The sequence below is a fragment of the Pseudacidovorax sp. DMC4 genome (assembly GCF_056314265.1).
Genome location: NZ_JBQUYR010000001.1, coordinates 299,210 through 325,381 on the forward strand (window position 1 = coordinate 299,210; position 26,172 = coordinate 325,381).

Here is a 26,172-nt window from a genome sequence, read left to right on the forward strand (position 1 = left end):
ATGCGCCGCGGCTCCATCGCCCTGCGTCTGGCGCTGATGTTCACCGCCGTGGCGGTGTTCATCTTCGCGCTGCTGGGTGTGGCGCTGTTGCAGGTGTTGCGGCACGAGCTGCGGCGCCACGAGCGCGAAGAGGTGCAGAGCCGCCTGGAGGATGTGCGCTACATGCTGGAGCATGGCCGCTCGTCGCAACTGGGCCTGCGTGTCCGCGAGAAGATCTCCGCGCTCGAAAGCCGCAACGGCGAGGTGCGCTACTGGATGTGGAGCGAGGCGCCCGGCTTCCGCTGGGCCGACGGCGCCCAGGCCATGGCGGATGCGCTGCACGAGGAGGACGGGGTGGTCGAGCTGCCCCTCGGCCCCAACGGCCGGCCCATGGCGCTGATGTCGGCACGGCTGCCGGCCAACGACGTGCGGCCCGAGGTTCAGCTCATCGCCGGCGTGAGCGGTGCCGCGCCGCGCCAGACCCTGCACACCTTCGAGGCCGCCATGGCCCTGCTGGCGCTGACCGGCGCGGGCGTGGCTGCACTGATGGGCTATTGGGTCGCTCGTGTCGGCCTGCGCCCGCTGCAGCGCCTGTCGGCCGAGGCCCAGGGCATCGGCCCGGACAACCGCGGCCAGCGGCTGCAGTTGCCCGCCCTGCCCATCGAGCTGACGGACATGGGCCAGTCCTTCAACGCCGCGCTGGACCGGCTGGACGGCGCCTACCGCCAGCTGGAGACCTTCAACGCCGACGTGGCCCACGAGTTGCGCACGCCGCTGGCCAACCTGATCGGCCAGACGCAGGTGACGCTGGCACGCGAGCGCGACGCCGCCGCGCTGCGCGAGGTGCTGCAGTCCAACCTGGAGGAGCTGGAGCGGCTGCGCTCCATCGTGGCCGACATGCTCTTCCTGGCCCGCGCCGAACAGGGCGAGCGCGCCCGGCGCCTGGTCGACGCGCCGCTGGCGCTGGAAGTGGCCAAAACGGTGGAGTTCTTCGACGTGCTGCTGGACGAGGCCGGCCTGCGCGTGGACGTGCAGGGCGACGCCATCGCACCCATCGAGACCGCCCTCTTCCGCCGCGCGCTGAGCAACCTGCTGCACAACGCCATCCAGCACTCTTCGGGCGGCGACGTGATCGGCGTACGCATCGAGCCGCTGGCCGGTGGCGCGCGCGTCAGCGTGAGCAACCCCAGCGCGCCCCTGGCGCCCGAGGCGCTAGCACGGCTGTTCGACCGCTTCTACCGCGGCGACAGCTCCCGGCCCAACAGCGGCGAGAACCACGGGCTGGGCCTGTCCATCGTGCGCGCGGTGGCGGCCATGCATGGCGGGCAGGTGTTCGCGCAGTGGGCCGATGGCGAGATCACCGTAGGCTTCACCGTGGCGCCCCGGCGATGAAAAAGGCCCGCACGCAGGCGGGCTGAAGTGAACCTGCAGGAGGTCCTTGGAGTCTTGCGGCGCGGGCGTGGACAACAGCCCATGCCCGGCGGGAGACACCCCTCATCGGCAGGCAGGCCGCCGTGAAGGATGGTGGCAGGCCCTGCGGCCCGCCCCCCGGGCGTCGCGGTCGAATGCGCCAGCAGACCGCGGCACCCGGGGCGGCTTGCGTCAGGCTCAGAAGGAGTGACGCACGCCGAACTCGTAGCCGGTCGAGCTCTTGGCCTGGTAGCCCACGCCGGTCAGGCCGGCCGGGATGGTGGGCGCCACGAAGGCGGGGCCGCCGACCGTGACGTTGGCGCCGTTCTTGTTCGTCACGCGCGAGACGGTGGCGTACAGGGCGGTGCGCTTGGACAGGTTGTGCTGGTAGCCCAGGGCGAACTTGTTGGCTTCGCGCTTCTCGGGCTGGAACAGCGCCACGCTGTCGTTGTCGTAGCGCACGTTGGCATACGACGCGCGGATGATGCCGGCGCCCACGGGCACGCTCACGCCCAGAAGGTAGCCCTGCGTCTTCACCGTGGGGCGCACGGTCAGCACGCCGGCCACGTAGTCGCGGGCCAGCAGTTCGCGGTCCAGCTCGCGGCGCGAATACTCGCCAAAGAGCTTGGCGACGCCGAAGTCCCAGGTGGCGCCGAGGCTGAAGATCTTGTCCTTGAAGCGGCGGTCGGTCAGCACGCTGATCGTGTCCTTGCCCTTGTTGGCGCCGTCCACGTTGTCGAGCTGGCCATAGGCCAGGGCCACGTCCAGCGGGCCGTTGGCGTAGCCGACACGGGCACCGGCGTAGCGGCCTTCGTCGGAGTCGCGCTGGTTCAGGCCCAGGGGCGAGATGCTGGCGCGCTCGGACATGCCATACATCACGTTGCCGTAGACGCCGGCCAGGCCGGCAGGCAGGTAGTACTGCAGCGCATTGCTGACGCGGCCGTGGCTGTAGGCCGAGGCGATCAGCGAGCCGCCGACGCCGGTGGCGCCGAAGGGATCGAAGGTGTCGTCGTTGACCTTGGCCGGCGAGTTGTCGCGACCCAGGCGCACTTCACCGAAGCTGCCGGCCAGGCTCACGGTGGAGCGGCGCTGGAAGTTCAGCGCGCCACTGGCAGCGCCGGTGCCGTCGTCGTTGTTGAGGGCACCTTCGAGCCAGAAGCTGGCGCTCAGGCCGTTGCCCAGGTCCTCGACGCCCCGGAAGCCCAGGCGGCTGGAGCTCAGGCCCGAATTGCGCAGCTCGGTGCGGCTGGCCTCGACCGACTGCGGCAGCAGGGCGAGCGAAGGGTTGACCAGCGTGGCCAGCGTGGGGTTGGTCAGGACCAGCTCGCCCTTGTTGCTGGTATGGCTGACGGCGGCGTCGAGCACACCGAACAGGGTGACCGTCGACTGCGCGGACGCGGCGCCACACACCACCATGGCGGCCAGTGCCGCGAGACTCTTTTTCATGCGTTGAACTCCAGATGAAGCGTTTTGCTTCTCTTGACGGAAGCGGTTGGAAGCGCCCAGAAGGCCTGGGCTGAACGCGAGTCTGCAACGCCAAAAAGTCTCCTAAATTACATGGTATTAACCCTTAACTCCCAGTACTTTTTCTTGGATTCATCGCCTTTTCACCCATGTCTGACAGCGAGCTGACCAAGATCGCCAGACCACCCGGGCGTCACGCGCGCAGCGAATAGGACAGCGCCCAGAAGTGCTGCCACACGCGGTATTCGCTGATGCGCGCATAGGGCGCCACGGCCGACAGCAACGCGTCGCGGCTGGGAAAGTTCTTGAGCACGCGATGCACGGAGCCATCCGCCAGTCGCCGCAACTGCCAGGTGTTGCCGTCACCGTCCTGCTCGGCGATGGGCGTGCTGCTGCCGGGCACGAAGAGGTTGTCGATGAACACCAGCTGGGCGCCGGGCTTGAGCGTCCGGTGCAGGCCCTGCAGGAAGGCGTCGATGCGGCCCAGCGGAATGTGCGACCACCAGAAGCCGGCAAAGGCGCCATCGAAGGCGTGCGCCGCCACCGGCAGCGCATAGGCGTCGCCCTGCAACCAGCGCACCGGCGCATGGGGCAGCCGGCGCTCGGCGATGCGCAGCGTCTCCACCGCGCCGTCGAGCGCCACCACGCCGGCGGTGGCCGCTGCGTAGAACTGCGTCCAGTAGCCCGTGCCGCAGGCCACCTCCAGCACATGGCGGCCGGCGAGCACGGTCGGCAGCCAGGCCTCCATCGCCCGAAGGTCGGCCTGCCGTTCGGGCTTGGCGTAGATGCGGTCGTATTCGGCGGCGCGGGCGGCGTAGTAGTCGTGCATGGCGGTGTCTCCTCGGATCGCGGAACGCCACGCCCCCGGGGCGCGGCGGCGCATTGTGCGGCGCCCTGGCTGACGGCAAGCATCGACGAGAGCGCCGGGGACGGCCACCGACGTCGTCACTCAGACGCCGTCGCTCACGGGGGCGCCGGGGCCCCGAGCTCGCCGAAGACCTGCACGCAGGGGAGCTCGAGCCGGTGCGCGGCCCAGCCCGGATCGCCGGTCTTCGCAAAGCGCACCCAGGCCTGCTGCATCTGCTGCGACAACGCACGCGGGGGCGAGGTGCCCGTCAGCTCGCGCGCCGCCGCGTTGTCGAAGTTGCCGAACACGAAGGGCAACTCGACGCCGTGCGCCGCGCCCAGGTGCCCGTCGAAGCCGGGCGACGGCCAGACGAAGCGGTAGCGATGGGCCGAGGCTGCGCGCGTGGCCGCCAGGTGTGCGAGCGCCGCCGCGGGCGCGGCGTAGTGGTAGTCGGACTGCAGGGCGCACAGGCGCTCGCCGGAGGTGCTTGCCTGCGCCACGGGAAGCGCCACGCCGGCGCTGCGGGCGAAGTCCTCCACATCGGCCTCGGTGATGCGCGCCAGCCCGCCGCCGGGCACGTGGTACAGCCGCATCTCGTCGGCGTTGTGGCCCACCAGCAGTTGCAAGGACGAGGGTTGCTGCCACGCCGTCTGCAAGGCCTGCAGGGGTGGCGCCACCAGCATCCGGCCGTCGAGCACCGTCCGCAGCGGAAAGAGATGGCGGCTCGCCAGCCCCATCGCGCGGCGCAGACCGGCATCCTGCGTCAGCCGCTGCACTGCGCGCAGCAGCGGGGCCAGCGGCGCCTGGGCCAGGCCCCCCCGATCGGGCGCCACGCCGGCCAGCTCGCCGATGGCCGCAAGGGCAGCCTGGGCCTCTTCCACCGTCTGGCAAGCCACGCTGGGACTTTGCAGGATGACGCGCTGGAACAGCCCGCGGGCCTCAGGCAGGCCCATCAGGCAGGCAATGGCCCCCGCCCCCGCCGATTGGCCGAAGGCGGTGACCCGCGCTGCATCGCCGCCCCAGGCGCCGATGTGGTCCTGCACCCAGCGCAGGGCCATCAGCTGGTCGAGCAAGCCGCGATTGGGCGGCGCATCCGGCAGGTGCGCGAAGCCGTCGACGCCCAGTCGGTACTGGATGGAGACGAACACCACGCCCTGCCGCGCAAAGGCCGCGCCGTCGTACAGCGGCTCGGACGCGCTGCCGCGCACGAAGCCGCCACCGTGCACCCAGACCATGACGGGCAGGCGCGCGTCGGCCGGCGCGTCGGGCGCCCAGACGTTGAGCGACAGTGCATCCTCGCCGCCCACCGGATCGGCGTCGGGCGCGGCATGGCGCGGCCAGTGGGGAAAGGCGGGGCCGAAGTCGAGCGCCTCGCGCACGCCCTGCCACGGCGCAGCGGCAACGGGTGGCGCGAAGCGACGCGTGCCGAAGGGCGGCAGCGCGTAGCGGATGCCCTTGAAGACGCGAAGCCCGGCCTCCCGCCGGCCACGAAGGCGACCGCCGTGCGAGAGCTGCACTTCGGGCGCGCCGCGCGCTTCAGTCACGCTCGCCATTGCGCAGGGCGCTCGGGCCTCGTGCCAGTCTTGCGACGCGGTCCTTCGCTCATTCGGTGGCCAGGCCCAGCTTGTCGATGAGCGGCCGCCACACCGCGGCGTCGCGCGCAGCCCAGGCGCGCACATCGGCCGGCTTGGAGGCCGTGAGCGTCACGCTCATCGTCTCCAGTCGCTGGAGGTACTGGGCATTGCTGCGGCAGCCCTCGCTGACCGCATTGAGCCGCGCCAGCAGTTGCGGCGGCGTGCCGGCCTTGGCCACGATGGCGATCCACGAGGGCCGAGCCAGGTCGGCAGCGGCGGGCAGCAGCTCGGCGATGGTGGGGACGTCCGGCATCAGCGCGGAGCGCTGGCTGTCGAAGACCGCCAGCGCCACCAGCTTGCCGGCCTTGACCTGGGGAGCCGCGGTGCCACCGACCAGCGTCATGGCCTGGATCTGATGGCCCATCAGCGCCGCCATGCCTGCGCCCTCGCCCACGAAGGGCACATGGGTGCCGGCCACGCCCAGCCTGTCGAGCAGGGCCGTGGTCAGCAGGTGCGCGGGGCTGCCCTTGCCCGGCGAACCGAAGTTCAGCCCACCGGGCGTGGCCGCCGCCAGCTTCTGCAGGTCCGCCAGCCGAGCCACGCCCTCGCCAGCGGGCACCGTCAGCACCAGGGGCGAGGTGCCCAGCACGGCCACGCCGTCGAAGTCGGTCGACGGGTCGTAGGGATGCTGGCGATAGGTGTAGGGCGTGATGCTCATCTGCGACATGCCGATGCTCATCAACGTGTACCCGTCGGCCGCCTGGCCCTTGAGCGCGCTGACAGCCAGGATGCCGTTGGCGCCCGGCCGGTTCTGCACCACGACGGGCTGGCCCAGCGCCTGCGCCGCGCAGTCGGCCCAGACCCGCGTCATCGCATCGGACCCGCTGCCCGGCGGCTGCTGGGCGATCAGCTGGATGGGCTTGGTGGGATAGGCGGGCGCCTGCGCGCTGGCCGCTGCGGCAACGAAGAGCGAGCCGAGGCCCGCCAGGGCGGCAAGCCGCCGGCGAAGGGAAATCGTCATGGTGTCTCCTGAGGTCTTGTGAGGGATCGGGGAAAGCAGCGGGCGTACGGCGTCGAGGGATCAACCGGGGGGCGCGCGACGGCGGGCGGGCTTGGCCCTGCGCGAAGGTGGCTCGGCGGCCGGTGCCGCGCACCGCGCCGCGATCAGTTCCGCCAGCAACGCGAGCTGGGCCGAGGCGGAGGCAGAAGGCTGCGTGCGGCCGTGGCCCTCGAAGAGCTGCAGCAGGCCCAGCCCGCGCAGCGTCGAGAACACGAGGCCCAGCAGCGCCTCGCGGTCAGGCTGCGCCGCCAACTCCGGAAAGGTGGCGAAGAAGCCCTGCGACAGCTGCGCATCGAGCGCATCGCGCTGCCGGGCAATGTGGTCCAGCACCTCGGGCTGGCCGCGCGAGCCCAGGTAGATGTTCCAGGCCACCAGGAAGCGCGGCTGGGCATAGACCAAGGTATGGAGCGTCTGCAGGAAGCGCGCGGCGCGCTCCTGCGCGCCCAGCGCGACAGGCGGCCAGAACTCGCCGGCGTCGATGTGGCTGCGCAGCAGCTCGTCGAGCACCCGCATCATCAGCACGGCCTTGGACTCGAAGTGGTGCTGCACGGCGCCAGAGGTGAGCCCCGCGCTGCGGGCCAGCGCGTGGATGGACATCTGCCCGAAGCCCTGCTGCCCGATCAGGTCGATGGCCGTGCTGATGAGGTGCTGGCGCGTCTGCGCGCTGCGCTCGGCATGGGAGCGGCGGCCTGGACGTGACGATGCGGTCATGGGAGCGCCTTCGGATGGGACAGTCGCACAAACGCCGCGGAGGGCGGCCACTGCGGCTGGCCTGCATTCACATTTTGCATTTCGAGCGTAATGTATTTGTGCGCCGAGGAGCCGCACCTTGGGGTATGCCCGCGTGCCCCCGGGCCGGCATGCACAAGCGCCGTTGCCTTCAGCGTTGCCTCGATGCCCTTCCCGCAGCCACCGGCGCATCCGGCCAGTGGGCAGCCAAGTGGTCGATGAAGGACGCGATCCGCGCCGTGAGCGGCGTGTTGCGGTAGTACACCGCCTGCACGGCCTGCCGTACGTCGCGCGTGAGCCGCGGAAGCACTGGCACCAGCCGGCCTTCGGCGATGTCGCGCGCGGTCAGGAAGTCGGCCAGGCAGGCGATGCCCGCCCCCTCCAGCGCCAATTGCCGCAGCGTCTCACCGCTGGAGGCCGCGAGGGCGGGCTCGATGCGCAGCGGATGGCCTTCGGCATCGGCCACCGGCCATTCGTTGAGGCTGCTGGGCGTCGTGAAGCCCAGCAGCGTGTGTCGCGCGAGCTCGGCCACGCGGCGCGGCGTGCCGGCCGCGGCCAGATAGTCCGGCGACGCCAGCAGCCGCAGCGCGCTGCTGCCCAGCGGCCGCGCATGCAGCGTGGAGTCGCGCAGGCGGCCGATGCGGATGGCCACGTCCACGCGGTGTTCGAGCAGGTCGATCAAACCGTCGTGGCTGTGCAATTCCAGCGTGACCTCCGGGTAGCGCGCCCGGTAGCCCGCGACCAGCGGCACCACCACATGCAGCATGAAGGGCGAGGCGGCGTCCACCCGCAGCCGGCCGGCGGGGCGCTCGCGGCGTGCGGCCATGTCCTCTTCGGCGGCATCGACGCTGGCCAGGATGGCGCGTGCGCGCGCCAGGAAGGCGGCGCCTTCCTCCGTCAGTTCCAGCCGGCGGGTGGTGCGGCGCATCAGCGTGGTGCCGAGCTTCTGCTCCAGCCGCGCCAGCGTGCGGCTGACGGCCGAGACGGTCATGCCCAGCTGATCGGCCGCCCGCGACAGGGCGCCGGTGTCGACCACGGCGGCCAGGGTGTGCATCTCGTCCAGCGTCGTCTTCATTCTTGATTCCAGATCAAAAGTGTTTGGTTTATAGACGGGTTTTTCGCAAGAGCGCGTGGGCGGAGACTGGCGGCCTTCCATCCTGATCGACCTGTTCGACTGCTTGTGCGGCCCCGGCCGCGAGGTGCCTTCCATGCCCATTGCCCTGTTCGCGCTGACGCTCAGCGCCTTCGCCATCGGCACGACCGAGTTCGTGATCGTCGGCCTCATCCCCACCATTGCCGCCGACCTGGGCGTGACGCTGCCCTCGGCCGGTCTGCTGGTGAGCCTCTATGCCCTGGGCGTCGCCGTCGGCGCGCCGCTGCTCACCGCGCTGACCGGCCGGCTTCCGCGCAAGGCGCTGCTGTTGGGGCTGATGCTGCTGTTCACGCTCGGCAACCTGGTGGCCTGGCGCGCGCCGGGTTACGAGTCGCTGATCGTGGCACGCGTGCTCACCGGCCTGGCCCACGGCGTCTTCTTCTCCATCGGCTCGATCATCGCGGCCAGCGTGGTGCCGAAGGAGAAGGCGGCCAGCGCCATCGCCCTCATGTTCACCGGCCTCACCGTGGCGCTGGTGACGGGCGTGCCGCTGGGCACGCTGATCGGCCAGCACCTCGGCTGGCGCGCCACCTTCCTGGCCGTCGCCGGCCTGGGCGTGGTGGCGGTGCTGGGCAGCGCCGTGTTCGTGCCGCGCAACGTGCCGCACAGCCCGCCGGCCGCCCTGCGCGAGCAACTGGCCGTGCTGGCCCAGCCGCGGCTGCTGCTGGTCTATGCGATGACGGCGGTGGGCTATGGCGGCTCATTCATCGCCTTCACCTTCCTGGCGCCACTGCTGCAGCAGGTGACGGGCTTCTCGGCCAACGCCGTGAGCGGCGTGATGCTGGCCTACGGCCTCTCGGTGGCCGTGGGCAACCTCTGGGGCGGCCGGCTGGCCGACCGCCTGGGTCCGGTGCCGGCGCTGCAGCGCATCTTCCTGGGCCTGGCCGCGGTGCTGGGCGTGCTGAGCCTGACCGCACCGCATCCGCTGCTGATGGTCGCCACGGTGCTGGCCTGGGGTGCGGTGGCCTTCGGCAACGTGCCGGGCCTGCAGGTCTACGTGGTGCAGCAGGCGCAGCGCTTCAGCCCCAAGGGCGCGGACGTGGCCTCGGGCCTGAACATCGCGGCCTTCAACCTGGGCATCGCCGGTGGCGCGGGGTTGGGCGGCCTGATCGTCGAGCGGATGGGCCTGGTGCACACCGGCTGGATCGGCGCGCTGGTGGTGCTGGGCGCCTGGGCGCTCACCACCTGGGCCGGCCGGCTGGACCGCCGCGATGCGCAAGGCTGCTCAAACGCCCGCAAGAACGGCGACGACTGCGTCGCCTGCTGACGCACGGCGCGGTCATCGGCCGCCAGCCGCGCGTTGCCGCGGCGGCTAGGCTTCATCCAACCCTTCACGCCTGTCACGAGGACATTCCATCATGAGCATCCCCGCCCCCATTCCCGCCTTTGGTCTGGGCACCTTCCGCCTCAAGGGCCAGACCGTCATCGATTCCGTCCGCAATGCGCTCGACGTGGGCTACCGTGCCATCGACACGGCGCAGATCTACGGCAACGAGGCCGAGATCGGCCAGGCCATCGCCGAATCGGGCGTGCCCCGTTCCCAGCTCTTCCTGACCACCAAGGTCTGGGTCGACAAGCTCGGCGCAGACGCACTGATCCCCAGCCTCAAGGACAGCCTGCAGAAGCTGCGGACCGAGCAGGTCGACCTGACGCTGATCCACTGGCCGTCGCCCGGCCGCGCCGTGCCGCTGCGCGAGACGCTGGAAGCGCTGGCCGAAGCGCAGAACCAGGGCCTGACGGCGCAGTTCGGTGTCTCCAACTTCACCATCGCGCTGCTGCAGCAGGCCATCGAGCTGGCCGGCAAGGGCGCCATCGCCACCAACCAGGTCGAAATCAGCCCCTATCTGCAGAACGTCAAGCTGGTCAACTATGCCCGCATGCAAGGCGTGCACCTCACCTCGTACATGACGCTGGCCTACGGCAAGGTGCTGCAGGAGCCCGCGCTGGCCGAGATTGCGCAGCGGCACGGGGCCACCCCGGCCCAAGTGGCGCTGGCCTGGGCGTTGACCCAGGGCTTCTCGGTCATTCCGTCTTCCACCAAGCGTGAGAACCTGGCCTCCAACCTGAAGGCCAAGGACCTGAAGCTCACGTCGGAGGACATGGCCGCGATCGCCGCGCTGGACCGCAACGAGCGCCTGGCCAACCCGGAGAACCTGGCGCCCGCCTGGGACTGACACCGCGCCGAGTGCGCGGCTATGCTGCGCGCCACCCATGGACCTGCGCAGCCTCCGCTACTTCATCGCCGTGCTCGAAGCGGGCAGCCTCTCCCGCGCAGCCGCCTCGCTCTACATCGCACAGCCCGCCCTGACGGCGCAGATCAAGAAGCTGGAGGCGGAGCTCGACACGCAACTGCTGGAGCGCTCGCATGCCGGTGTCACGCCCACCTCCGCCGGCCTGCAGCTCTACGAGGACGCCCGGCGCCTGCTGTCGGACGCCGACGCCATGCGCGACCGCATCCGGCAACTGCCCCAGGGGCCGGAGGGCTCGGTGACGATCGCCCTGCCCTTCCTGCTCGCCTCGCTGCTGATGGGCCCGGTGCTGATGGCCCTGCGCGAGACGGCGCCGCGGGTGCGGGTCTTTGTGCTCGACGACCTGAGCCTGATGGTCAAGAAGGCCATGCTGGACCGCCGCGCCGACCTGGGCGTCCTGGTGGACACGCCGGCCGTCGACGGGCTGGAATGCCGGCCGCTGGCACGCGAGGCCATGTTCGTCTGCGGACAGGACGCCGATGGCGGCGTTCGGGCTCTGCTTCAGCCGTCCACACCCAAGGGCCGGCGCAAGGCGGCCACGCCGCCCGGCCGCCCCACGCTGGACTTCGACCATGCCGCCCGCCTGCCGCTGGTGCTGCAGTCGCGCCGCTTCTCGATCCGCCGCAGCGTGGAAGAAGCCGCGGCCGCGCGGGGCACCGCGCTGCACATCGTCCACGAGCACGACTCCGCACGCGTGATCCGCTCGCTCTACCTGCATGGCGCAGGCTTCACCTTCACGCCGGCCTGTGCGCTGCACGATGCGCCGCCCGCCCGCGCCGACTGGGTCGTCGCCCGCGTGGTGCAGCCCGAACTGGTGCGGACCTACAGCCTCGCCCTGCCTGCCGGACGGGTGCGGGATGCCGCCACCCAGGCGGTGATGGAGGCCCTGCTCAGCCAGTCGCGCCGGCTGATCGACCAAGGCGCCTGGGAAGCCGAGTGGCTGCATCGCGAACGGCCCTGAACGGCGACGCGCGCCCGCCTGCCTGCGGCGGGAGGCCATCACTTGCATTGATGCCCCGGCATCAGCAAACGGTATTTCCGCGATGACCGGCCTTCTGGAACAGTGACCGACACCGCCGCAGGACGCGCACGCAGTCCGCGCGGCAGCCGGTCGAGATTCCAGGAGACAGCCATCAACAACGCCAGCCCTTCCGCGCCCGCCGTCCGTCCGGTGACGAACGTGGCCACCCTCGTCGCCCGCAGCGCCCGTGCCCATGCGCGGCAGGTCGCGGTCCGCAGCGCCGATCGCAGCCTGACCTATGCCGAGCTGGAGCAGCGCGCCTGCCGCCTCGCCAACGCCTTGCTCGGCCTGGGCCTGGTGCGCGGCGACCGCGTCGGCATCTACCTGCCCAACTGCCCCGAGATCGTGGAACTGGAGCTGGCCTGCTACAAGGCCGCCCTGGTCAAGGCGCCCTTCAACGCACGCCTGTCGCCGGCCGAGGTCGGCGAGGTCGCGGCCAACAGCGAGGCCACGCTGATCGTCACCACCGCCGAGCGGGCCGAGGCCATCCGCCCCCACCTGCGCGGCACGCCGTGGCTGGTGCTGCTGGACGCGCCCGGCGACGAAGGCTACGAAGGCCTGCTGGCCCGCGCCAGCGACCGCTTCGACGCCGTTCCGGTGCACGCCGACGAACTGGCCGTGCTGCACTACACCTCCGGCAGCTCGGGCGTGCTCAAGGCCGCCATGCAGACCTTCGGCAACCGGCTTGCACAGCTGCGCAAGTTCCTCATCCGCAGCGAAGGCATGCGCAGTGGCCATTCACTGGGGCTGGTGGGGCCGATCACTCATGCCTCGGGCATGCAGATCGTGCCGGCCCTGTGCAGCGGCGTGACCATCCGCATCTTCAACGGCTTCGAGCCCGCGCGCTTTCTCTCCGACATGAAGGCCGAGCGCATCACCCACACGTTCATGGTGCCGACCATGATCAACATGCTGCTGGCCGAGCTGGAGGGCCAGTACCGCCCGCTGCCCGACCTGCAGCGGCTGGGCTATGGCGCGGCGCCGATGGCACCCGCGCGCATCCTTCGCGCCATGGACGTGTTCGGCCCCGTGCTGTCGCAGGGCTACGGCGCGGGCGAGACCACCTCCGGCGTGTGCGCCCTCAGCACCGAGGACCACCTGCATGCCCGCGCCGCCCGCCCCGAGCGCCTGGCCTCCTGCGGCCGGCCCTTCCTGGAGTGCGACGTGCAGATCCTGGACGACGCGGGCGAACCCGTGGCCATGGGCGAGATCGGCGAGATCGTGGTCGGTGGCGACGACGTGTTCGCCGGCTACTGGCGCGCGCCCGAGCTGACGGCCGAGGTGCTCAAGGACGGCCGCTACCACACCGGCGACCTGGCCCGCATGGACGAGGACGGCTTCGTCTACATCGTCGACCGCAAGAAGGACATGGTCATCAGCGGCGGCTTCAACGTCTATCCCTCCGAGGTCGAGGCCGTGCTGTACCAGCACGAGGCGGTGCAGGACGCCTGCGTCTTTGCCATCCCCGACGACAAATGGGGTGAGGCGGTGGCGGCGCATGTGGTGCTCAAGCCCGGCCGCACGGCGGATGCGGGGCTGATCGACGCCTTCTGCAGCGCGCAGCTGGCCGGCTTCAAGCGGCCGCGGCACATCGAGTTCGTGGCGGCGCTGCCGCGCAACCCCAACGGCAAGGTGATGCGCCGCGCGGTGCAGGCGCCGTACTGGCAGGGCCAGTCGCGGATGGTCAATTGAACGAGGGCGATGCCATGACGAACGCAACGACCTCCGCCCCTCTCTTCCGCGGCCCCTTCGAAGGCAGCGAGCGCGCCGCCGAACTGATCTCACGCATTCAGCACTTCATGAATGGTGAGTTGGCCGACCTGGCGCGCGAACACCAGCTCGACCACGAGCACAGCCCCGACCGCGCCCTGCTGCGCCAGGTCTGGCGACGCTCGCACGAACTGGGCTTCTACGGTCTCACCCTGCCCGAGCAGCTGGGCGGCCTCGGCCTGTCGGTGCTGGACCATGTGCTGGTCAAAGAAGCCATCTACGCCACCGGCTCACCCTTCGCGCCGCATGTGCTGGGCGAGCTGAGCGGCCCGCCGCGCGTGGGCGCACTGGTGCGCCATGCCACGCCGCAGCAGATGGCCCAGTTCATCCTGCCCGTGGCACAGGCCGAGCTGGCAATCTGCTTCGCCCTCACCGAGGCCGAAGCCGGCTCCGACGCCGGCGCGGTGCAGACGCGTGCGGTTCGGGATGGCGACGACTACGTCCTCACCGGCCGCAAGCGCTTCATCTCGGGCTCGCCCTTCGCCGATGCGGCCGTGCTGATGGCCTCGACCGCGCCCGAGGGCAGCGAGCAGCGCGAAGTGACGGCCTTCTTCGTCGACCTGCGTGCGCCGGGCGTGCGCGTCGAGTGCAACTACAAGACCATGGCCGGCCAGAGCAGCACCGGCGACATCGTGCTCGAGGGCTGCCGCATACCGGCCGGCCAGCGCATCGGCGAGCCCGGCCGCGGCTTGGCGCTGGCCCTGGGCCGCATCACGGTCAACCGGCTGCTGCATTGCCCGGCGATGGTGGGCCTGGCACAGGTGGCGCTGCGCGATGCGCGCGACTACGCGATGCAGCGCAGGCAGTTCGGTCGCGCCATCGCGCAATTCCAGGCCATCCAGCACATGCTGGCCGAGGCCGCCACCGAGCTGGCGGCGGCGCGCGCGCTGATGATCGCCACCGCCCGCCAGCTCGATGCCGGCGGCGACGCGCGGGCCGAGGCCTCCATGGCCAAGCTCTTCTGCTCGGAGACCGCCTTCCGTGTGGCCGACAAAGCGGTGCAGGTGCATGGCGGCGAAGGCATCGTGCAGGGTCGGCGCGTGGAGTTCCTGTTCCGCATGCTGCGCATGTATCGCGTGCTCACCGGCACCAGCGAGATTCAGAAGAACACCATCGCCAAGGAGCTGCTCGCGCCCGACAACGCCGGCTGACGCCCGGCACTGGCCGGCGCCGTGGACGCCCGCCCTCTCAAGAATCAAAAAGGAGACAAGCAAGATGACCGACATCAACCGCCGCCGCCTGGTGGGGGCTGGCCTCGCCGCCGCCCTCGCGCCCCTGGCTGCACCCCTCGCCCGTGCCGCCGAGCCCTACCCCAGCCGGCCCATCAAATGGGTGCTGCCCTACCTGGCCGGCACGGGCCCGGACAACACCGCACGCATCCTGGCCGAGGCAGTCGGCCCGATGCTGGGCCAGAGCGTGGTCATCGAGAACCGCGGCGGCGCGGGCGGCAACATCGGGGCCAAGCTGGTGGCCCGCGCGCCGGCCGATGGCTACACCTGGATCTACTCGGCCGCGCCCATGGCGGCCAACATGTTCATGTACAAGAGCCCGGGCTTCGACGCGCTCAAGGACTTCCGCCACATCATGCGGCTGACCAGCGCCGACGTGGTGCTGATCGTGAACGCCGACTCGGACATCCGCAGCGTGGACGACCTCGTCCGGCAGATCCGCGCCCGGCCCGGCAAGGTGGAGTACGCCTCGGGCGGCGTGGGCACGCCCTCGCACCTCGGCGTTGAGATGTTCCTGGACGCGATCAAGGGCAGCGCGCTGCACGTGCCCTACAAGGGCGCGTCGGAGCTGTGCACCGCGGTGCTCGGCAACCAGGTGGTGTTCGGCGCGCCCATCCTGGCTGTGGCCTATCCCCAGATCCAGGCGGGTCGACTGCGTGCGCTGGCGGTGACCGGTCCGCGCCGCAACGCCGTGCTGCCGCAGGTGCCGACGCTGGCAGAGGCCGGCGTGCCCGGCGTCGAGCTGATCTCGTGGGGTGGCATCTCGGTGCCGGCCGGCACGCCCGATGCGGTGGTCGAGCGCATCCAGGCCGCCTTCGTGCAGGCGCTCAAGCAGCCGCGCGTGATCGCCCAGCTGCAGGAGCAAGGCGGCCAGGTGGACATCCAGGAAGGCAGCGCCTATGTCGATGGCTTCAAGCGCGAGATGCGCTCGACGCAGGCCATGATGAAGAAGGTCGGACTGGAGCCGCTCTGACAGCAGCCAAGGGGCTCCACAGGCGCACCGATTCGAATCATGCGGCCGCGGAGCAGGCCATGCCAGGGCACCCGCGGAACTGGCTTCGCCAGGACGCGGGGTGCGCCCCCTCCAAGCCGAAGGCGCGAGAGAGGCGGAGCCGCGAAGCGGCATGGGGGTGCTTTTCAGTTCAGCGCGACGGATCGATCAGCACCTTCGCGCCCGTGTTTCGCGCGCCGTAGAAGGCGATGGCATCGGCACTCAGTGCGCCCGCCAGCGACACGGTCCGCGCGTAGTGGCTCGCAAAGGTCGTCTTGAGCTCGGCCGCGACGCGCGCACGCAGCGCCTGCGCCGCCGGCTCGCCAATCTTCTGCAGGAAGGGAAAGAGCAGCCAGCCGCCCACGCCCCAGGCCATGCCGAAGCTGCGGTGGATCTCGGTGGGCCGCGTGTCCAGGCCACCGTACAGATAGACCTGCTTGTGCACCGACGAGCCGTAGCGGCTGTATTCGCTGGGCGTTCGGCGCGCAATGGACGCCTCCATGCACTGCAGGATCTGGCCGGCCAGCGTGCCGCCGCCGGTGGCGTCGAAGCCGATGGTCGCGCCGGTGGCTACCAGCGCCTCGGTGAGCTGGGCCATGAAGTCCGGCGCGCTGCTGTCGCACACATGCACGGCCCCCTGCCCGTGAAGCAGCGCCGCCTGCTCGGGCTTGCGCACGATGTTCACCAGGCCGATGCCGTCCTTCAGGCAGATGCGGTTGAGCATCTGGCCCAGGTTGCTGGCGGCCGCCGTGTGCACCAGTGCCGTGTGGCCCTCGCGCTTCATGGTCTCGACCATGCCCAGCGAGGTGAGCGGGTTGACGAAGCAGGAGGCGCCATCCGCCGCCGTTGCATCCTCGGGCAGCAGCAGGCACTGGGCCGCAGGCATGGTGCGGTACTGCGCATACATGGCGCCGCCGATCAGGGCCACGGTGCGGCCCAGCAGCGCCTGCGCGGCCGGCGAGGAACCTGCGGCCACCACCAGGCCGGCGCCTTCGTTGCCCACCGGCAGGCTCTGGCCCACGCGGGCGGCCACGGCGGGCATGGCGCGCTCCGGGATGCGCGCAATCACCACGGGGCGCTCCGCGCTGCCCGAGACCTGCACGGTCGAAAGGTCCGCAGGGCCGAGCAGCAGGCCGATGTCGGAGGGATTGATGGGCGTAGCCTGCACGCGGATCAGCACCTCGTCGGCGCCAGGTTGCGGTACGGGCACCTCTTCCAGGCTGATCCGCAGCGTGCCGTCGGCCTGGACGAGCGAGCGCAGTTGCAGGGCGGTGGCGGGGAGGATCTCGGGCATGGACGTCTCCGGAAGAGGGATGAAAGCGCCGCAGCGGATGGCAGCGGGCGACGGGACGCTCATTGTGGGTGCCGCCAGCAATCGCTGCTGTCGCGGGGCCATCAGACCGGCGCCGGTGGCATCGCGGGGATCGGCCCGCGCGAGGATGCGGGCCTCAACCCGCCCATGGGCACTGTGCGGCCGCGCCCAAAAAGCAGAAGGGGCCCGAAGGCCCCTTCTGCAGCAGATTGCACGCGCGCTCAGGCGGTCTCGTGCGCCGCCGGCAATGCGGCGGCTCCGTTCTTCTGCTTCTTCGTCTTGATGAAGAAGCCGATGGTCTGCCATGCGATGAACACCCCGATCAGCGACAGCAGCGTGCCGCTGATGGGCCGGTCGAAGAAGATGCCGAAGCTGCCGCGGCTCAGCAGCAGCGTGCGGCGGAAGTTCTCTTCCAGCATCGGGCCCAGGATGAAGCCCAGCATCAGCGGCGCGGCATCCAGGTCGAACTTCATGAACAGGAAGCCCAGCAGGCCGAAGGCGGCGGTGATGTACAGGTCTTCGAGGTTGTTGTTGACGCTGTACGTGCCGATGCAACAGAAGAACAGGATGCCCGGGAAGAGCACGGCGTACGGGATCTTGAAGACCGACAGCCAGTAGCGCACCAGCGGCACGTTCAGGATGATCAGGAAGCAGTTGCCGACCCACATCGAGGCGACCAGGCCCCAGAACAGTTCCGGGTGACCGGCGATCATGTTCGGGCCGGGCTGGATGCCCTTGATGATGAAGGCGGCCATCATCAGCGCCATCACGGCGTTCTCGGGGATGCCGATGGACATCAGCGGAATGAAGCTGGTGCGGGCTGCGGCTTCGTCGGCTGCGGCCTGGCCGGCCACGCCTTCGATACAGCCGGTGCCGATCTCGTGCTTGTACTTGCTGACCTTCTTGTCGATGGCGTAGGCCGCGAACTGGGCGATGGCCGGGCCGCCGCCGGGCAGGATGCCCAGGAAGGAGCCGATCACGCTGCCGCGCAGGGCGCTGGGGATGATCCGCTTGAACTCTTCCCAGGTGGGCATCAGGTGGATCTTGCCGTTGAAGGGCGAGCGCTCTTCACCGCTGTCGAGGTTCTTGGTGATCTCGGCGATGCCGAAGCAGCCCAGCGCGATGCTGACCAGGCCCACGCCGTCGGCGAGGAAGGGCAGGTCCATGGTGTAGCGCTGCACGCCGCTGTTGACGTCGGTGCCGATCTGGCCGAGCAGCACGCCGATCAGGCACATGGCCAGGCCGTTGAGCAGGCTGCCGGTGGTCACGAAGCTCACGCAGACGAAGCCCACCATCATCAGCGCGCAGTAGTCCGCGGGGCCGAACAGGAAGGCCACCTCGCCCAGCTTGGGTGCCAGGAAGGTCAGCACGATGATGGCCACGGTGCCGCCGATGAAGCTGGAGAAGCCGGCCGTGAACAGCGCTAGGCCCGTCTTGCCCTTGAGCGTCATCGCGTAGCCGTCGATACAGGCCACGATCGAACTCGCGTGCGGGATCTTCATCGTGATCGCCGACACGCTGTCGCCGTACTGCGCCCCGTAGTAGATGCCGGCCAGCATGATCAGCGCGCCGGTGGTGTCGATGGAATACGTCAGCGGCAGCAGCAGGCTGATGGTGGCCAGCGGGCCCAGGCCGGGCAGCAGGCCCACCAGGGTGCCGACCACGCAGCCGATGGCGCAGTACATCAGGTTGTGGATGGTCAGCGCGTGCTCGAAGCCGAACGCCAGGTTATGGAGAGCTTCCATGGTGTGCAGGCTCCGATCAGTACAGGGGAAGGTTCAGGCCCAGCAGCTTCTGGAAGCCGAAGGCGAAACCCACGAGCACCACCGCCACCTTGACGTTGCGTACCCAGGAATACTTGCCGCTGGCCGCCAGCGAGGCGATGAACACCATGACGACGATGCCCACGGTCATGTTCACGTAGGTGGACACGAGCGCGAAGGTGCACAGGCTGGCCAGGATGATCGCGATGTTCTTGAAGTTGACCGACATCGGGATCGGCTTGACGAAGCGCGAGCGGATCACGGTGATGATCCCGATGGCCAGCAGCATGCCGCTGACCATGGCCGGGAACAGGCCCGGGCCGGCGTGCGCGAAGCTGCCGATCTGGTAGTTGAAGGCCGGCACGCCGAACAGCAGTGCAAGCGCGATGAGGAACAAGCCTCGGTTGAGGTTGCGATCGTTCATAAGGGGAGGCGAAGCGTCGTCATGTTGATGTTGTGGATCGGTTGGTCCCTCTCGCGCCGGGGGATCCGGCGGGGTGCCAATGTCTCCTTTGCAGCCGCAGCTGCTGGGGCGGAGGGGATGCTCCGGCTGCCACACTGATCGGAATCTGACCGACTGCAGAGGGGAATTACGTACCGGAGGGCCCCTGCGGCGCGCAGGCGTCGCATCGGTGACTTTTCCTCCGGGTTAACACGAAGAAGCGGCTACGCAAATACACGTAGACGCCCGTTTTCCCGGGCTTCGCCGGGTCATCGACGGCGACCGAAATACCCATGAAAAAGCCGCCCGAAGGCGGCCTCTGGAACATGGGCGCGCGGCCTTTCGTCCGTTCAGCCGGGGGGCTGCGTCAGATCGTCGAGTGCCTGCTCGAAGTCGGCCTCGGCCGCCAGCCGGCGCATGGGCGGCAGCGCGGCGAGCAGGCGGCGGCCGTAGCCCATGGACACCAGGCGCGTGTCGCACACGACCAGCACGCCACGGTCGCTTTCGCGCCGGATGAGCCGGCCCGCGCCCTGCTTGAGCGCCACGGCCGCCTCGGGGATGGAGTAGTCGCCGAAGCCGCTGCGGCCCTGCGACTCCAGCCGGCGCGTGCGCGCCTCCACCAGCGGATCGCCCGGCGGCGGGAAGGGCAGCTTGTCGATCACCACGAGTTGCAGCACATCGCCCGGCGCGTCGAAGCCCTCCCAGAACGAGGCGGAGGCCACCAGCACGCAACCGGTCGCGCCCGCGTCGGCGCCCGCGCGGAAGCGCTCCATCAGTACGCGCTTGGGCCACTCGCCCTGCACCAGCACATCGACGTCGCTGCCGGCGGCACGCAGGCGCTCGCGCAGGCCGTCGCCGATGGTGCGCAGCGCGCGCAGCGTGGTCGTCAGCACCAGCGTGCGGCCACCCAGCCGCAGCGCGCCCTTGGCCGCCAGCGCCGCCACGGCGTCCGGATGGCCGGCATCGGCGGGCCGGGGAAACTGCCGCGGCACATAGAGCGCGGCCTGCTGCGCATAGTCGAAGGGGCTGGCCACGCGCAGCACCTGCGCTTCGTCCAGGCCGCACGGCTCGGTGAACCAGCGCAGTTGCGGGTCGTCGCCCAGCGTGGCCGAGGTGAAGATCCAGGCACGGCTGCGCGACTCCCCGCCCTGCTCCTGCGGGGACGGCGCCGGGCGGTCGGCCTTGAGCACGCGCTTGCGCACCGCATCGGCGATGTCCAGCGGTGACTGCACGAGTCGCAGCTGGGTGCCGATGTCGACCCAGCGCACCGCATCGGGCGGGCACGGTTCGGTCAGCAGGCCTGCCCGCTCGACCAGCAGGCCGGCGCGCTCGGCCAGGCGGACGAAGTCGGGGGAAAGCTCGCTGACTGTGTCCAGCGCGACAGCGGCGTCTTCCGCGGCGCGGCGCAGGGTGTCCAGGCCGCCCTGCCACTGGGTGGCGCCGATGCCTTCGGGGGCGGCGCCGTTCCAGCGCAGCTTGGCGCCGGGCCAGCCCTTGCCGGCCACCATGCGCAGTTCGCGGGCCGCGTGCTCGAGCTTGCCGGCCACGTCCTGCCAGTCGGCCAGGCCGCGTGCCTGCTGCAGCCCGGCGGCGAGCAGGTCGCGCGCAAAGTCCAGCACCTGCCCGGTACCCAGTTGCAGGCCCAGGAACTGCACGCCCGTCTCGTTGAGCTGGTGCGCCTCGTCGAAGATCACCACGCGCACGCTGGGCAGCAGCTCGGCCATGCCCGACTCGCGCACCGCGAGGTCGGCGAAGAACAGGTGGTGGTTGATGACCACCACGTCCGCCGCCAGCGCCTCGCGCCGGGCCAGGTTGACGTGGCAGGCCTTGAACTGCGGGCACTGCTGGCCCAGGCAGTTGTCGCGGGTGGAGGTGACCAGCGGAATGACCGGCGAGCGCTCGTCCAGGCCCGGCAGCTCGGCCAGGTCGCCGGTGCGCGTGGTGAGCGCCCAGCGCTCGACCTTGGCCAGCGCATGGGCCACGCCCCGCTCCCCCCCGGCGTCATGCCGGGCCTGGGCCATGCGGTGCAGGCAGAGGTAGCTGCCCCGTCCCTTGAGCAAGGCAGTGCGCAGCGGCAGGTTGAGCGCCTCCAGCAGACGTGGCAGGTCGCGCCCGAAGAGCTGGTCCTGCAAGGCCTTGGTGGCGGTCGACAGCAGCACACGCTCGCCACTCAGCAAGGCCGGCACGAGGTACGAGAAGGTCTTGCCCACGCCCGTGCCCGCCTCCACCACCAGTTGCCCCCCTTCGGCCACGGTGTGGGCGATGGCCAGCGCCATCTGCGTCTGGCCCTCGCGCACGCGGAACTGGTCCGCCGCCTGCGACAAGGCCCCGCCGTCGGCGAAGACATCCATCACCTCGTCAGCGAGCGCCATCTAGCCTTTCCTCCCGGTCGAAGGGCGCCTGGGCGTCGCTCCTGGCAGACACAAGCTTTCGACAAAGGAGAAACTGTGAATTGTGTTTAACGGTGTCACTGGATCGCTCGATAATGGGTGTCAGACAGCCACATAGCCTTCTCGTTGGCGCGCCGCGGCGCCGACCGCGCCAATGCCTCACACCGGTTTCCGATTGTCCGCTGCCACGGGTCTCCACCAGGGAGACCGGCCTTACCAACAGGATCAGGTCGCCCTGATCGGGCATCCCCAGCGCCCGGGCTGCCTCCTCGCGGTGGTCGCCGACGGCATGGGCGGCCGCAGCGGCGGCCGCAAGGCATCGGAGCAGGTCATCATGACGGCGCAGCAGCTGTTCGCCCGCTATGCACCGGGCACGGACGATCCCGACCGGCTGCTGCGCCAGCTGGTCGACGAAGCCCACACCGTGATCCGGCTGACCGCGCTGTCGAGCGAGCAGGAGCCGCACAGCACCGTGGCGGCCTTCCTGCTCGACCCCGATGGCCGGGGCGCCTGGATCCACGCCGGCGATTCGCGCATCTACCTGTTCCGCCGCGGCCGCCTGGTGCGCCGCACGCGCGACCATTCCTATGTCGAGGTGCTGGTGCAGCGCGGCGAGCTGGACGAGGACGAGGCCTTGCGCCATCCGAAGGCCAACATCCTCGTGGGCTGCCTCGGCATGCAGTCCACCCTGCCGCCGATGGACCTCGAGGCCATCGATGGCGTCCAGCCCGGCGACGCGTTGATGGCCTGCTCTGACGGGCTCTGGCACTACTTCACGCCCGAGGAGCTCGGAGCGGTCATCGCGCGATACCCGGCCCGCGCAGCGGCCGAGATGCTGGTGAACGAGGCGCGTCGCCGCGCCGGCGGGGCGGGCGACAACCTGTCGCTGATCCTGGTGAAGGTGGAGGAACTGCCCGGCAAGCCGGCCACGCCCTCCTCCGCCGCGCTCGACGCGTTCATGGACAGCAGCCCGCGGCGCTGAGCACGGCCGCCGATACGGCGGCTTCAGCCTCTCGCCGCCAAGCCGGCGCCCGCCCTGCAACATGGAGGGCCCGCCCCATAAGCGGGCACCGCCGCGGCACGTCTTGGCGAGTGCGGACTCAGGGCTTGGCTGCCGGATCCGGCAGCGGCGCCGCCGGCGGCTTGGTGCGCTCGGCATTGCGGCGCTGGGCGTCTGCGCGACGCTGCTGGGCGTCGACCTGTCGACGCTCGTAGCGTTCGCGCTCTGCGGCATCCTGGGTGCGCCGCTGGGCCCGCTCGGCCGCCTTCTCGGCCTGCGCCTTCTGCCGGTCCTCGAACTGCTGCCGGCGCTGCGACGCCTGCGCGGCGGTGGCGGCCCGGCTGGCCGCATGGTCGGCGTTGCGCTGCTCTCGGTCCTGCTGGGCCTGCCGGTTCCGGTCGCGTTCCTGGGGCAGGTCCCGCGCAGGCGGGTTGGCCTGTTTGTCCTGGATGCGGCGCAGGGCGTCTTCGCCTCGTTGGCGGCGCTCCGCATCATTGAGCACGGCTTCACGCCGCTTGAGCCCATCCAGCGTCTCGCGGTGCAGACGGCTCTCGGCATTGAGGCAGTCATCGACGGCGAAGCGCTGGTAGCACTGAGCCCGGCGGGCCGAGTAGCGCACCTCTTCGGCCTTGCGCTCGACGCCGATGCGCTCGCGTTCGTCCGCCGCCTGTGCCGAACCGGGCGCAGCCGCCGACACGGCGGATTGGGCAAGCACGGTGCCCGCCGGCACGGCGACCAGCATCAACGCGACAAGGCGAAGGGAAAAGCTCATGTGAGGCGGGTGTCCACGGTACGGCGCTCCAGCGCCAGGAACTCGGCCGACTGCATTTCGTTCAGTCGCGAGACGGTGCGCGGAAACTCGTGCGCCAGCGGCCCTTCGGTGTAGAGCTGCTCCGGCGGCACCGCGGCCGAGAGCACGAGCTTCACCCGGCGATCGTAGAACACGTCCACCAGCCAGGTGAAACGCCGCGCTTCCGAGGCCATGCGCACCGGCATCTCGGGCACGTCGGACAGCAGCACGGTGTGGAACTGGCTGGCAATCTCAAGGTAGTCGTTCATCGAGCGCGGGCCGCCGCACAGCGTGCGGAAGTCGAACCACACCACGCCGCCAGCACGACGCCGGGCGCGGATCTCGCGCTTCTCGATGTTCAGCACCGGGTTGTCGTCGCCCTTCTCCGCCAGCTTGTCGAAGATCTTGCGCAGCTCCTTCTCGGAGCCACTGTCGTTGGGCGTGATGTACAGGCGCACCTGCTCCAGCGTGCGGCGCCGGTAGTCGGTGCCGTTGTCCACGTTGATGACCTCGAGCTTCGCGTTGAGCAGGTCGATGGCCGGCAGGATGCGGTCGCGGTGCAGCCCGCCGGGGTACAGGTCGTCGGGCTTGAAATTGGAGGTGGTGACGAAGCCCACGCCGTTCTCGAACAAGGCCACCAGCAGGCGATGCAGGATCATCGCGTCGGTGATGTCGGCGACGTGGAACTCGTCGAAGCAGATCAGCTTGAAGCGCTTGGCGATGCGCTTGCCCAGCTCATCGAGCGGGTTCTGGATGCCCTGCAGGTCTGCCAGCTCACGGTGGACCTCGCGCATGAACTCGTGGAAGTGCAGGCGTGTCTTGCGGTTGATGGGCACCGCATTGAAGAAGCAGTCCATCAGGAAGCTCTTGCCGCGCCCGACGCCGCCATACATGTAGACACCGCGCGGCACGGCCGGGCGATGGATCAGCTTCTTGAAGGCGTTGGAGCGCTGGGCCTTGTACTCGGCCCACTCGCGGGCGCAGCGGTCCAGCGCGTCGACCGCGCGCAGTTGCGCGGGATCGGCGGTGTAGCCGCGGCCCTTGAGTTCGGCCTCGTAGGCCTCCTTGACGGACGGGAGCGCCAACTCAGAAGTTCAGCGTGCGCTTGTCGACGGCCAACGCGGCTTCCTTGGTCGCCTCGGAGAGCGACGGGTGCGCGTGGCAGATGCGGGCGATGTCCTCGGCCGAGGCCTTGAACTCCATCGCGACGACGGCTTCCGAGATCAGCTCGCTGGCCATGGGGCCCACGATGTGCACGCCCAGAATCTCGTCGGTCGTTGCATCGGCCAGGAACTTCACCATGCCCGTGGTGTCGCCCAGCGCGCGCGCGCGGCCGTTCGCCAGGAAGGGGAAGGTGCCGGCCTTGTATTTCACGCCATCGGCCTTGAGCTGCTGCTCGGTGCGGCCTACCCACGCGATCTCGGGGCTGGTGTAAATCACCCAGGGGATGGTGTTGAAGTTGACGTGCCCATGCTGGCCGGCAATGCGCTCGGCCACGGCCACGCCCTCTTCTTCCGCCTTGTGCGCCAGCATCGGGCCGCGCACCACGTCGCCCACGGCCCACACGTTGGGCAGGCTGGTCTTGCACTCGTCGTCCACGATGATGGCGCCGCGGTCGTCCAGCTTCAGGCCCACGGCCTCGGCATTCAGGCCGATGGTGTTGGGCACGCGGCCGATCGAGACGATCAGCTTGTCGGCTTCCAGCTTCTTGGCTTCGCCCTTGGCATCGGTGTAGTCGATGGTGACGCCGGCCTGGGTCTTGGCGACCTCGCCCACCTTCACACCCAGCTCGACCTTCAGGCCCTGCTTGTCGAAGGCCTTCTTGGCTTCCTTGGCGATCTGCTCGTCCACGGCGCCCAGGAAGGTCGGCAGACCTTCGAGGATGGTGACGTCCGCACCCAGGCGGCGCCACACGGAGCCCATCTCCAGGCCGATCACGCCGGAGCCGATCAGCGCCAGCTTCTTGGGCACGGCACCGACGCGCAGCGCGCCGTCGTTGGACAGCACGGTCTCCTCGTCGAAGGGCACGCCGGGCAGCTGGCGGGCGTTGGAGCCCGTGGCCACGATGATGTGCTTGCCGACCAGCGTCTCTTCGGCAGCGCCGGCGACCTTGATCTCGTAACCGCCTTCGGCTGCCTTCGCGAAGGAGCCGCGGCCGTGGAAGAAGCTGACCTTGTTCTTCTTGAACAGGTACAGGATGCCGTCGTTGTTCTGCTTCACCACGCCGTCCTTGCGGGCCAGCATCTTGGCCACGTCCATCTTGACGTCGGAGGCCGTGATGCCGTGCTCGGCGAAGTGCTTGTTGGCGTGCTCGAAATGCTCGGACGACTGCAGCAGGGCCTTGGATGGGATGCAGCCCACGTTGGTGCAGGTGCCGCCCGGTGCCGGGCCGCCCTTGCCGTTCTTCCATTCGTCGATGCAGGCGGTGTTGAAGCCCAGTTGGGCCGCGCGGATGGCAGCGATGTAGCCGCCGGGGCCACCGCCGATGACGATGACGTCGAATTGCTTGGTGCTCATGGGTGTCCTTGGTGCGGTTGCGCGCCGACGGGGCGTGCGGCAACCTGCTCGAATGAAAAGGCGGGAATGTCTGCGCGTTCGCTGGCGTGTTCGATCGTCATGGCGCACATGCGGCCCCGGTCGTCGAACTCCAGCAGCGTGCTCTCGTCGAGGTCGCGCGTCTCGGCCACCTGGCCGCTGCGGAACTCGATGTAGAGGGTGTCCGTGTCCTGGAAGTACGTGACCTTCATGGCCTGAAGCTCCGATCGAAAAACGCATTGTGGACGGTCTCGCCGTCCTCCAGGAGCACGACGCGCAGCCATCGGCCTTCCGCCTCTGGCACCGGCGCCCACAGGCGCCTGCGGCCGTCTTCCTGGAGATGGCGATGCTGCGGCGCCTGCACCACCCGCTCAATCCACGCGAGCTCGATCGACTTGCGGTCGTCGCGCTCGCGCGTGGCGAGAAAGTACTGGGTGCAGCGCAGCGCCATCGCTCACGCAGCC

The 26,172-nt window shown here is 69.9% G+C and carries 23 protein-coding genes; 8 read left to right on the forward strand and 15 right to left on the reverse strand.

Features of this window, described 5'->3' with window-relative positions:
- Positions 1–1,371, forward strand: a complete 1,371-nt coding sequence (locus ACT54X_RS01305) for a heavy metal sensor histidine kinase (protein ID WP_114804361.1) — start codon at positions 1–3, stop codon at positions 1,369–1,371.
- 216 nt (positions 1,372–1,587) lie between these two features.
- Here ACT54X_RS01305 and ACT54X_RS01310 read toward each other — a convergent pair whose 3' ends face one another.
- From ACT54X_RS01310 to ACT54X_RS01335, 6 genes are all read right to left on the reverse strand, one after another.
- Positions 1,588–2,835: a porin gene (locus ACT54X_RS01310; RefSeq protein WP_476344581.1), complete on the reverse strand. Its 1,248-nt coding sequence runs from the start codon at positions 2,833–2,835 to the stop codon at positions 1,588–1,590.
- A 211-nt stretch (positions 2,836–3,046) separates the two neighbouring features.
- On the reverse strand, positions 3,047–3,682 hold the full coding sequence (locus ACT54X_RS01315) for a class I SAM-dependent methyltransferase (RefSeq protein ID WP_476344582.1): 636 nt from the start codon (positions 3,680–3,682) through the stop codon (positions 3,047–3,049).
- Between the two features lie 134 nt (positions 3,683–3,816).
- Complete coding sequence (locus ACT54X_RS01320) at positions 3,817–5,244, reverse strand: carboxylesterase/lipase family protein (RefSeq protein ID WP_476344583.1); 1,428 nt, start codon at positions 5,242–5,244, stop codon at positions 3,817–3,819.
- A gap of 58 nt (positions 5,245–5,302) precedes the next feature.
- Entirely contained in the window at positions 5,303–6,295 is a 993-nt protein-coding gene (locus ACT54X_RS01325) for a Bug family tripartite tricarboxylate transporter substrate binding protein (RefSeq protein ID WP_476344584.1), read from the reverse strand.
- Positions 6,296–6,355: 60 nt separating this feature from the next.
- Positions 6,356–7,045 carry a TetR/AcrR family transcriptional regulator gene (locus ACT54X_RS01330; protein WP_476344586.1) on the reverse strand — a complete coding sequence of 230 codons (690 nt, stop codon included), beginning with the start codon at positions 7,043–7,045 and terminating at the stop codon, positions 6,356–6,358.
- Positions 7,046–7,214: 169 nt separating this feature from the next.
- Complete coding sequence (locus ACT54X_RS01335; RefSeq protein WP_354321778.1) at positions 7,215–8,138, reverse strand: LysR family transcriptional regulator; 924 nt, start codon at positions 8,136–8,138, stop codon at positions 7,215–7,217.
- Between the two features lie 133 nt (positions 8,139–8,271).
- On the opposite strand from ACT54X_RS01335, the gene ACT54X_RS01340 reads away from it, so the two are divergent.
- From ACT54X_RS01340 to ACT54X_RS01365, 6 genes are all read left to right on the forward strand, one after another.
- Entirely contained in the window at positions 8,272–9,483 is a 1,212-nt protein-coding gene (locus ACT54X_RS01340) for an MFS transporter (RefSeq protein ID WP_476344589.1), read from the forward strand.
- A 91-nt stretch (positions 9,484–9,574) separates the two neighbouring features.
- Entirely contained in the window at positions 9,575–10,390 is an 816-nt protein-coding gene (gene dkgB, locus ACT54X_RS01345; RefSeq protein WP_476344591.1) for a 2,5-didehydrogluconate reductase DkgB, read from the forward strand.
- A 37-nt stretch (positions 10,391–10,427) separates the two neighbouring features.
- Positions 10,428–11,426, forward strand: coding sequence for a LysR family transcriptional regulator (locus tag ACT54X_RS01350; protein ID WP_476344593.1), 999 nt, complete (start codon positions 10,428–10,430; stop codon positions 11,424–11,426).
- A 210-nt stretch (positions 11,427–11,636) separates the two neighbouring features.
- On the forward strand, positions 11,637–13,178 hold the full coding sequence (locus tag ACT54X_RS01355; RefSeq protein WP_476345090.1) for an AMP-binding protein: 1,542 nt from the start codon (positions 11,637–11,639) through the stop codon (positions 13,176–13,178).
- Between the two features lie 14 nt (positions 13,179–13,192).
- The gene (locus ACT54X_RS01360) at positions 13,193–14,407 is read left to right on the forward strand and encodes an acyl-CoA dehydrogenase family protein (protein ID WP_476344595.1); all 1,215 of its coding nucleotides are present in this window, start codon (positions 13,193–13,195) and stop codon (positions 14,405–14,407) included.
- 64 nt (positions 14,408–14,471) lie between these two features.
- Positions 14,472–15,458: a tripartite tricarboxylate transporter substrate binding protein gene (locus tag ACT54X_RS01365; RefSeq protein WP_294373796.1), complete on the forward strand. Its 987-nt coding sequence runs from the start codon at positions 14,472–14,474 to the stop codon at positions 15,456–15,458.
- A 169-nt stretch (positions 15,459–15,627) separates the two neighbouring features.
- On the opposite strand, the gene ACT54X_RS01370 is transcribed toward ACT54X_RS01365, so the two are convergent.
- The 4 genes from ACT54X_RS01370 to ACT54X_RS01385 all read right to left on the reverse strand — a co-directional run bounded on the left by ACT54X_RS01370 (position 15,628) and on the right by ACT54X_RS01385 (position 21,365).
- Positions 15,628–16,770 carry a zinc-binding dehydrogenase gene (locus ACT54X_RS01370; protein WP_476344597.1) on the reverse strand — a complete coding sequence of 381 codons (1,143 nt, stop codon included), beginning with the start codon at positions 16,768–16,770 and terminating at the stop codon, positions 15,628–15,630.
- A 239-nt stretch (positions 16,771–17,009) separates the two neighbouring features.
- On the reverse strand, positions 17,010–18,533 hold the full coding sequence (locus tag ACT54X_RS01375; protein WP_294373801.1) for a tripartite tricarboxylate transporter permease: 1,524 nt from the start codon (positions 18,531–18,533) through the stop codon (positions 17,010–17,012).
- A gap of 16 nt (positions 18,534–18,549) precedes the next feature.
- On the reverse strand, positions 18,550–18,975 hold the full coding sequence (locus tag ACT54X_RS01380) for a tripartite tricarboxylate transporter TctB family protein (protein WP_114804351.1): 426 nt from the start codon (positions 18,973–18,975) through the stop codon (positions 18,550–18,552).
- A gap of 368 nt (positions 18,976–19,343) precedes the next feature.
- Positions 19,344–21,365: a DNA repair helicase YoaA gene (locus tag ACT54X_RS01385; protein ID WP_354321521.1), complete on the reverse strand. Its 2,022-nt coding sequence runs from the start codon at positions 21,363–21,365 to the stop codon at positions 19,344–19,346.
- 172 nt (positions 21,366–21,537) lie between these two features.
- Here ACT54X_RS01385 and ACT54X_RS01390 point away from each other — a divergent pair, with 172 nt between their 5' ends.
- Positions 21,538–22,365, forward strand: coding sequence for a PP2C family protein-serine/threonine phosphatase (locus ACT54X_RS01390; protein WP_476344600.1), 828 nt, complete (start codon positions 21,538–21,540; stop codon positions 22,363–22,365).
- Between the two features lie 118 nt (positions 22,366–22,483).
- Here the strand turns inward: ACT54X_RS01390 and ACT54X_RS01395 are convergent, their stop codons facing one another.
- From ACT54X_RS01395 to ACT54X_RS01415, 5 genes are read right to left on the reverse strand one after another with little or no spacing between them, the layout of a single operon-like run.
- Positions 22,484–23,155, reverse strand: a complete 672-nt coding sequence (locus ACT54X_RS01395; RefSeq protein ID WP_294373809.1) for a hypothetical protein — start codon at positions 23,153–23,155, stop codon at positions 22,484–22,486.
- Positions 23,152–24,258: a cell division protein ZapE gene (gene zapE / locus ACT54X_RS01400; protein ID WP_294373811.1), complete on the reverse strand. Its 1,107-nt coding sequence runs from the start codon at positions 24,256–24,258 to the stop codon at positions 23,152–23,154. Before zapE ends, ACT54X_RS01395 begins: the two co-directional genes overlap by 4 nt.
- 1 nt (position 24,259) lies before the next feature.
- Positions 24,260–25,690, reverse strand: a complete 1,431-nt coding sequence (gene lpdA / locus ACT54X_RS01405) for a dihydrolipoyl dehydrogenase (RefSeq protein ID WP_294373812.1) — start codon at positions 25,688–25,690, stop codon at positions 24,260–24,262.
- Positions 25,687–25,920, reverse strand: coding sequence for a DUF2283 domain-containing protein (locus tag ACT54X_RS01410; RefSeq protein ID WP_294373814.1), 234 nt, complete (start codon positions 25,918–25,920; stop codon positions 25,687–25,689). Before ACT54X_RS01410 ends, lpdA begins: the two co-directional genes overlap by 4 nt.
- On the reverse strand, positions 25,917–26,159 hold the full coding sequence (locus ACT54X_RS01415) for a hypothetical protein (protein ID WP_294373816.1): 243 nt from the start codon (positions 26,157–26,159) through the stop codon (positions 25,917–25,919). Before ACT54X_RS01415 ends, ACT54X_RS01410 begins: the two co-directional genes overlap by 4 nt.
- Between the last annotated feature and the right edge of the window lie 13 nt (positions 26,160–26,172).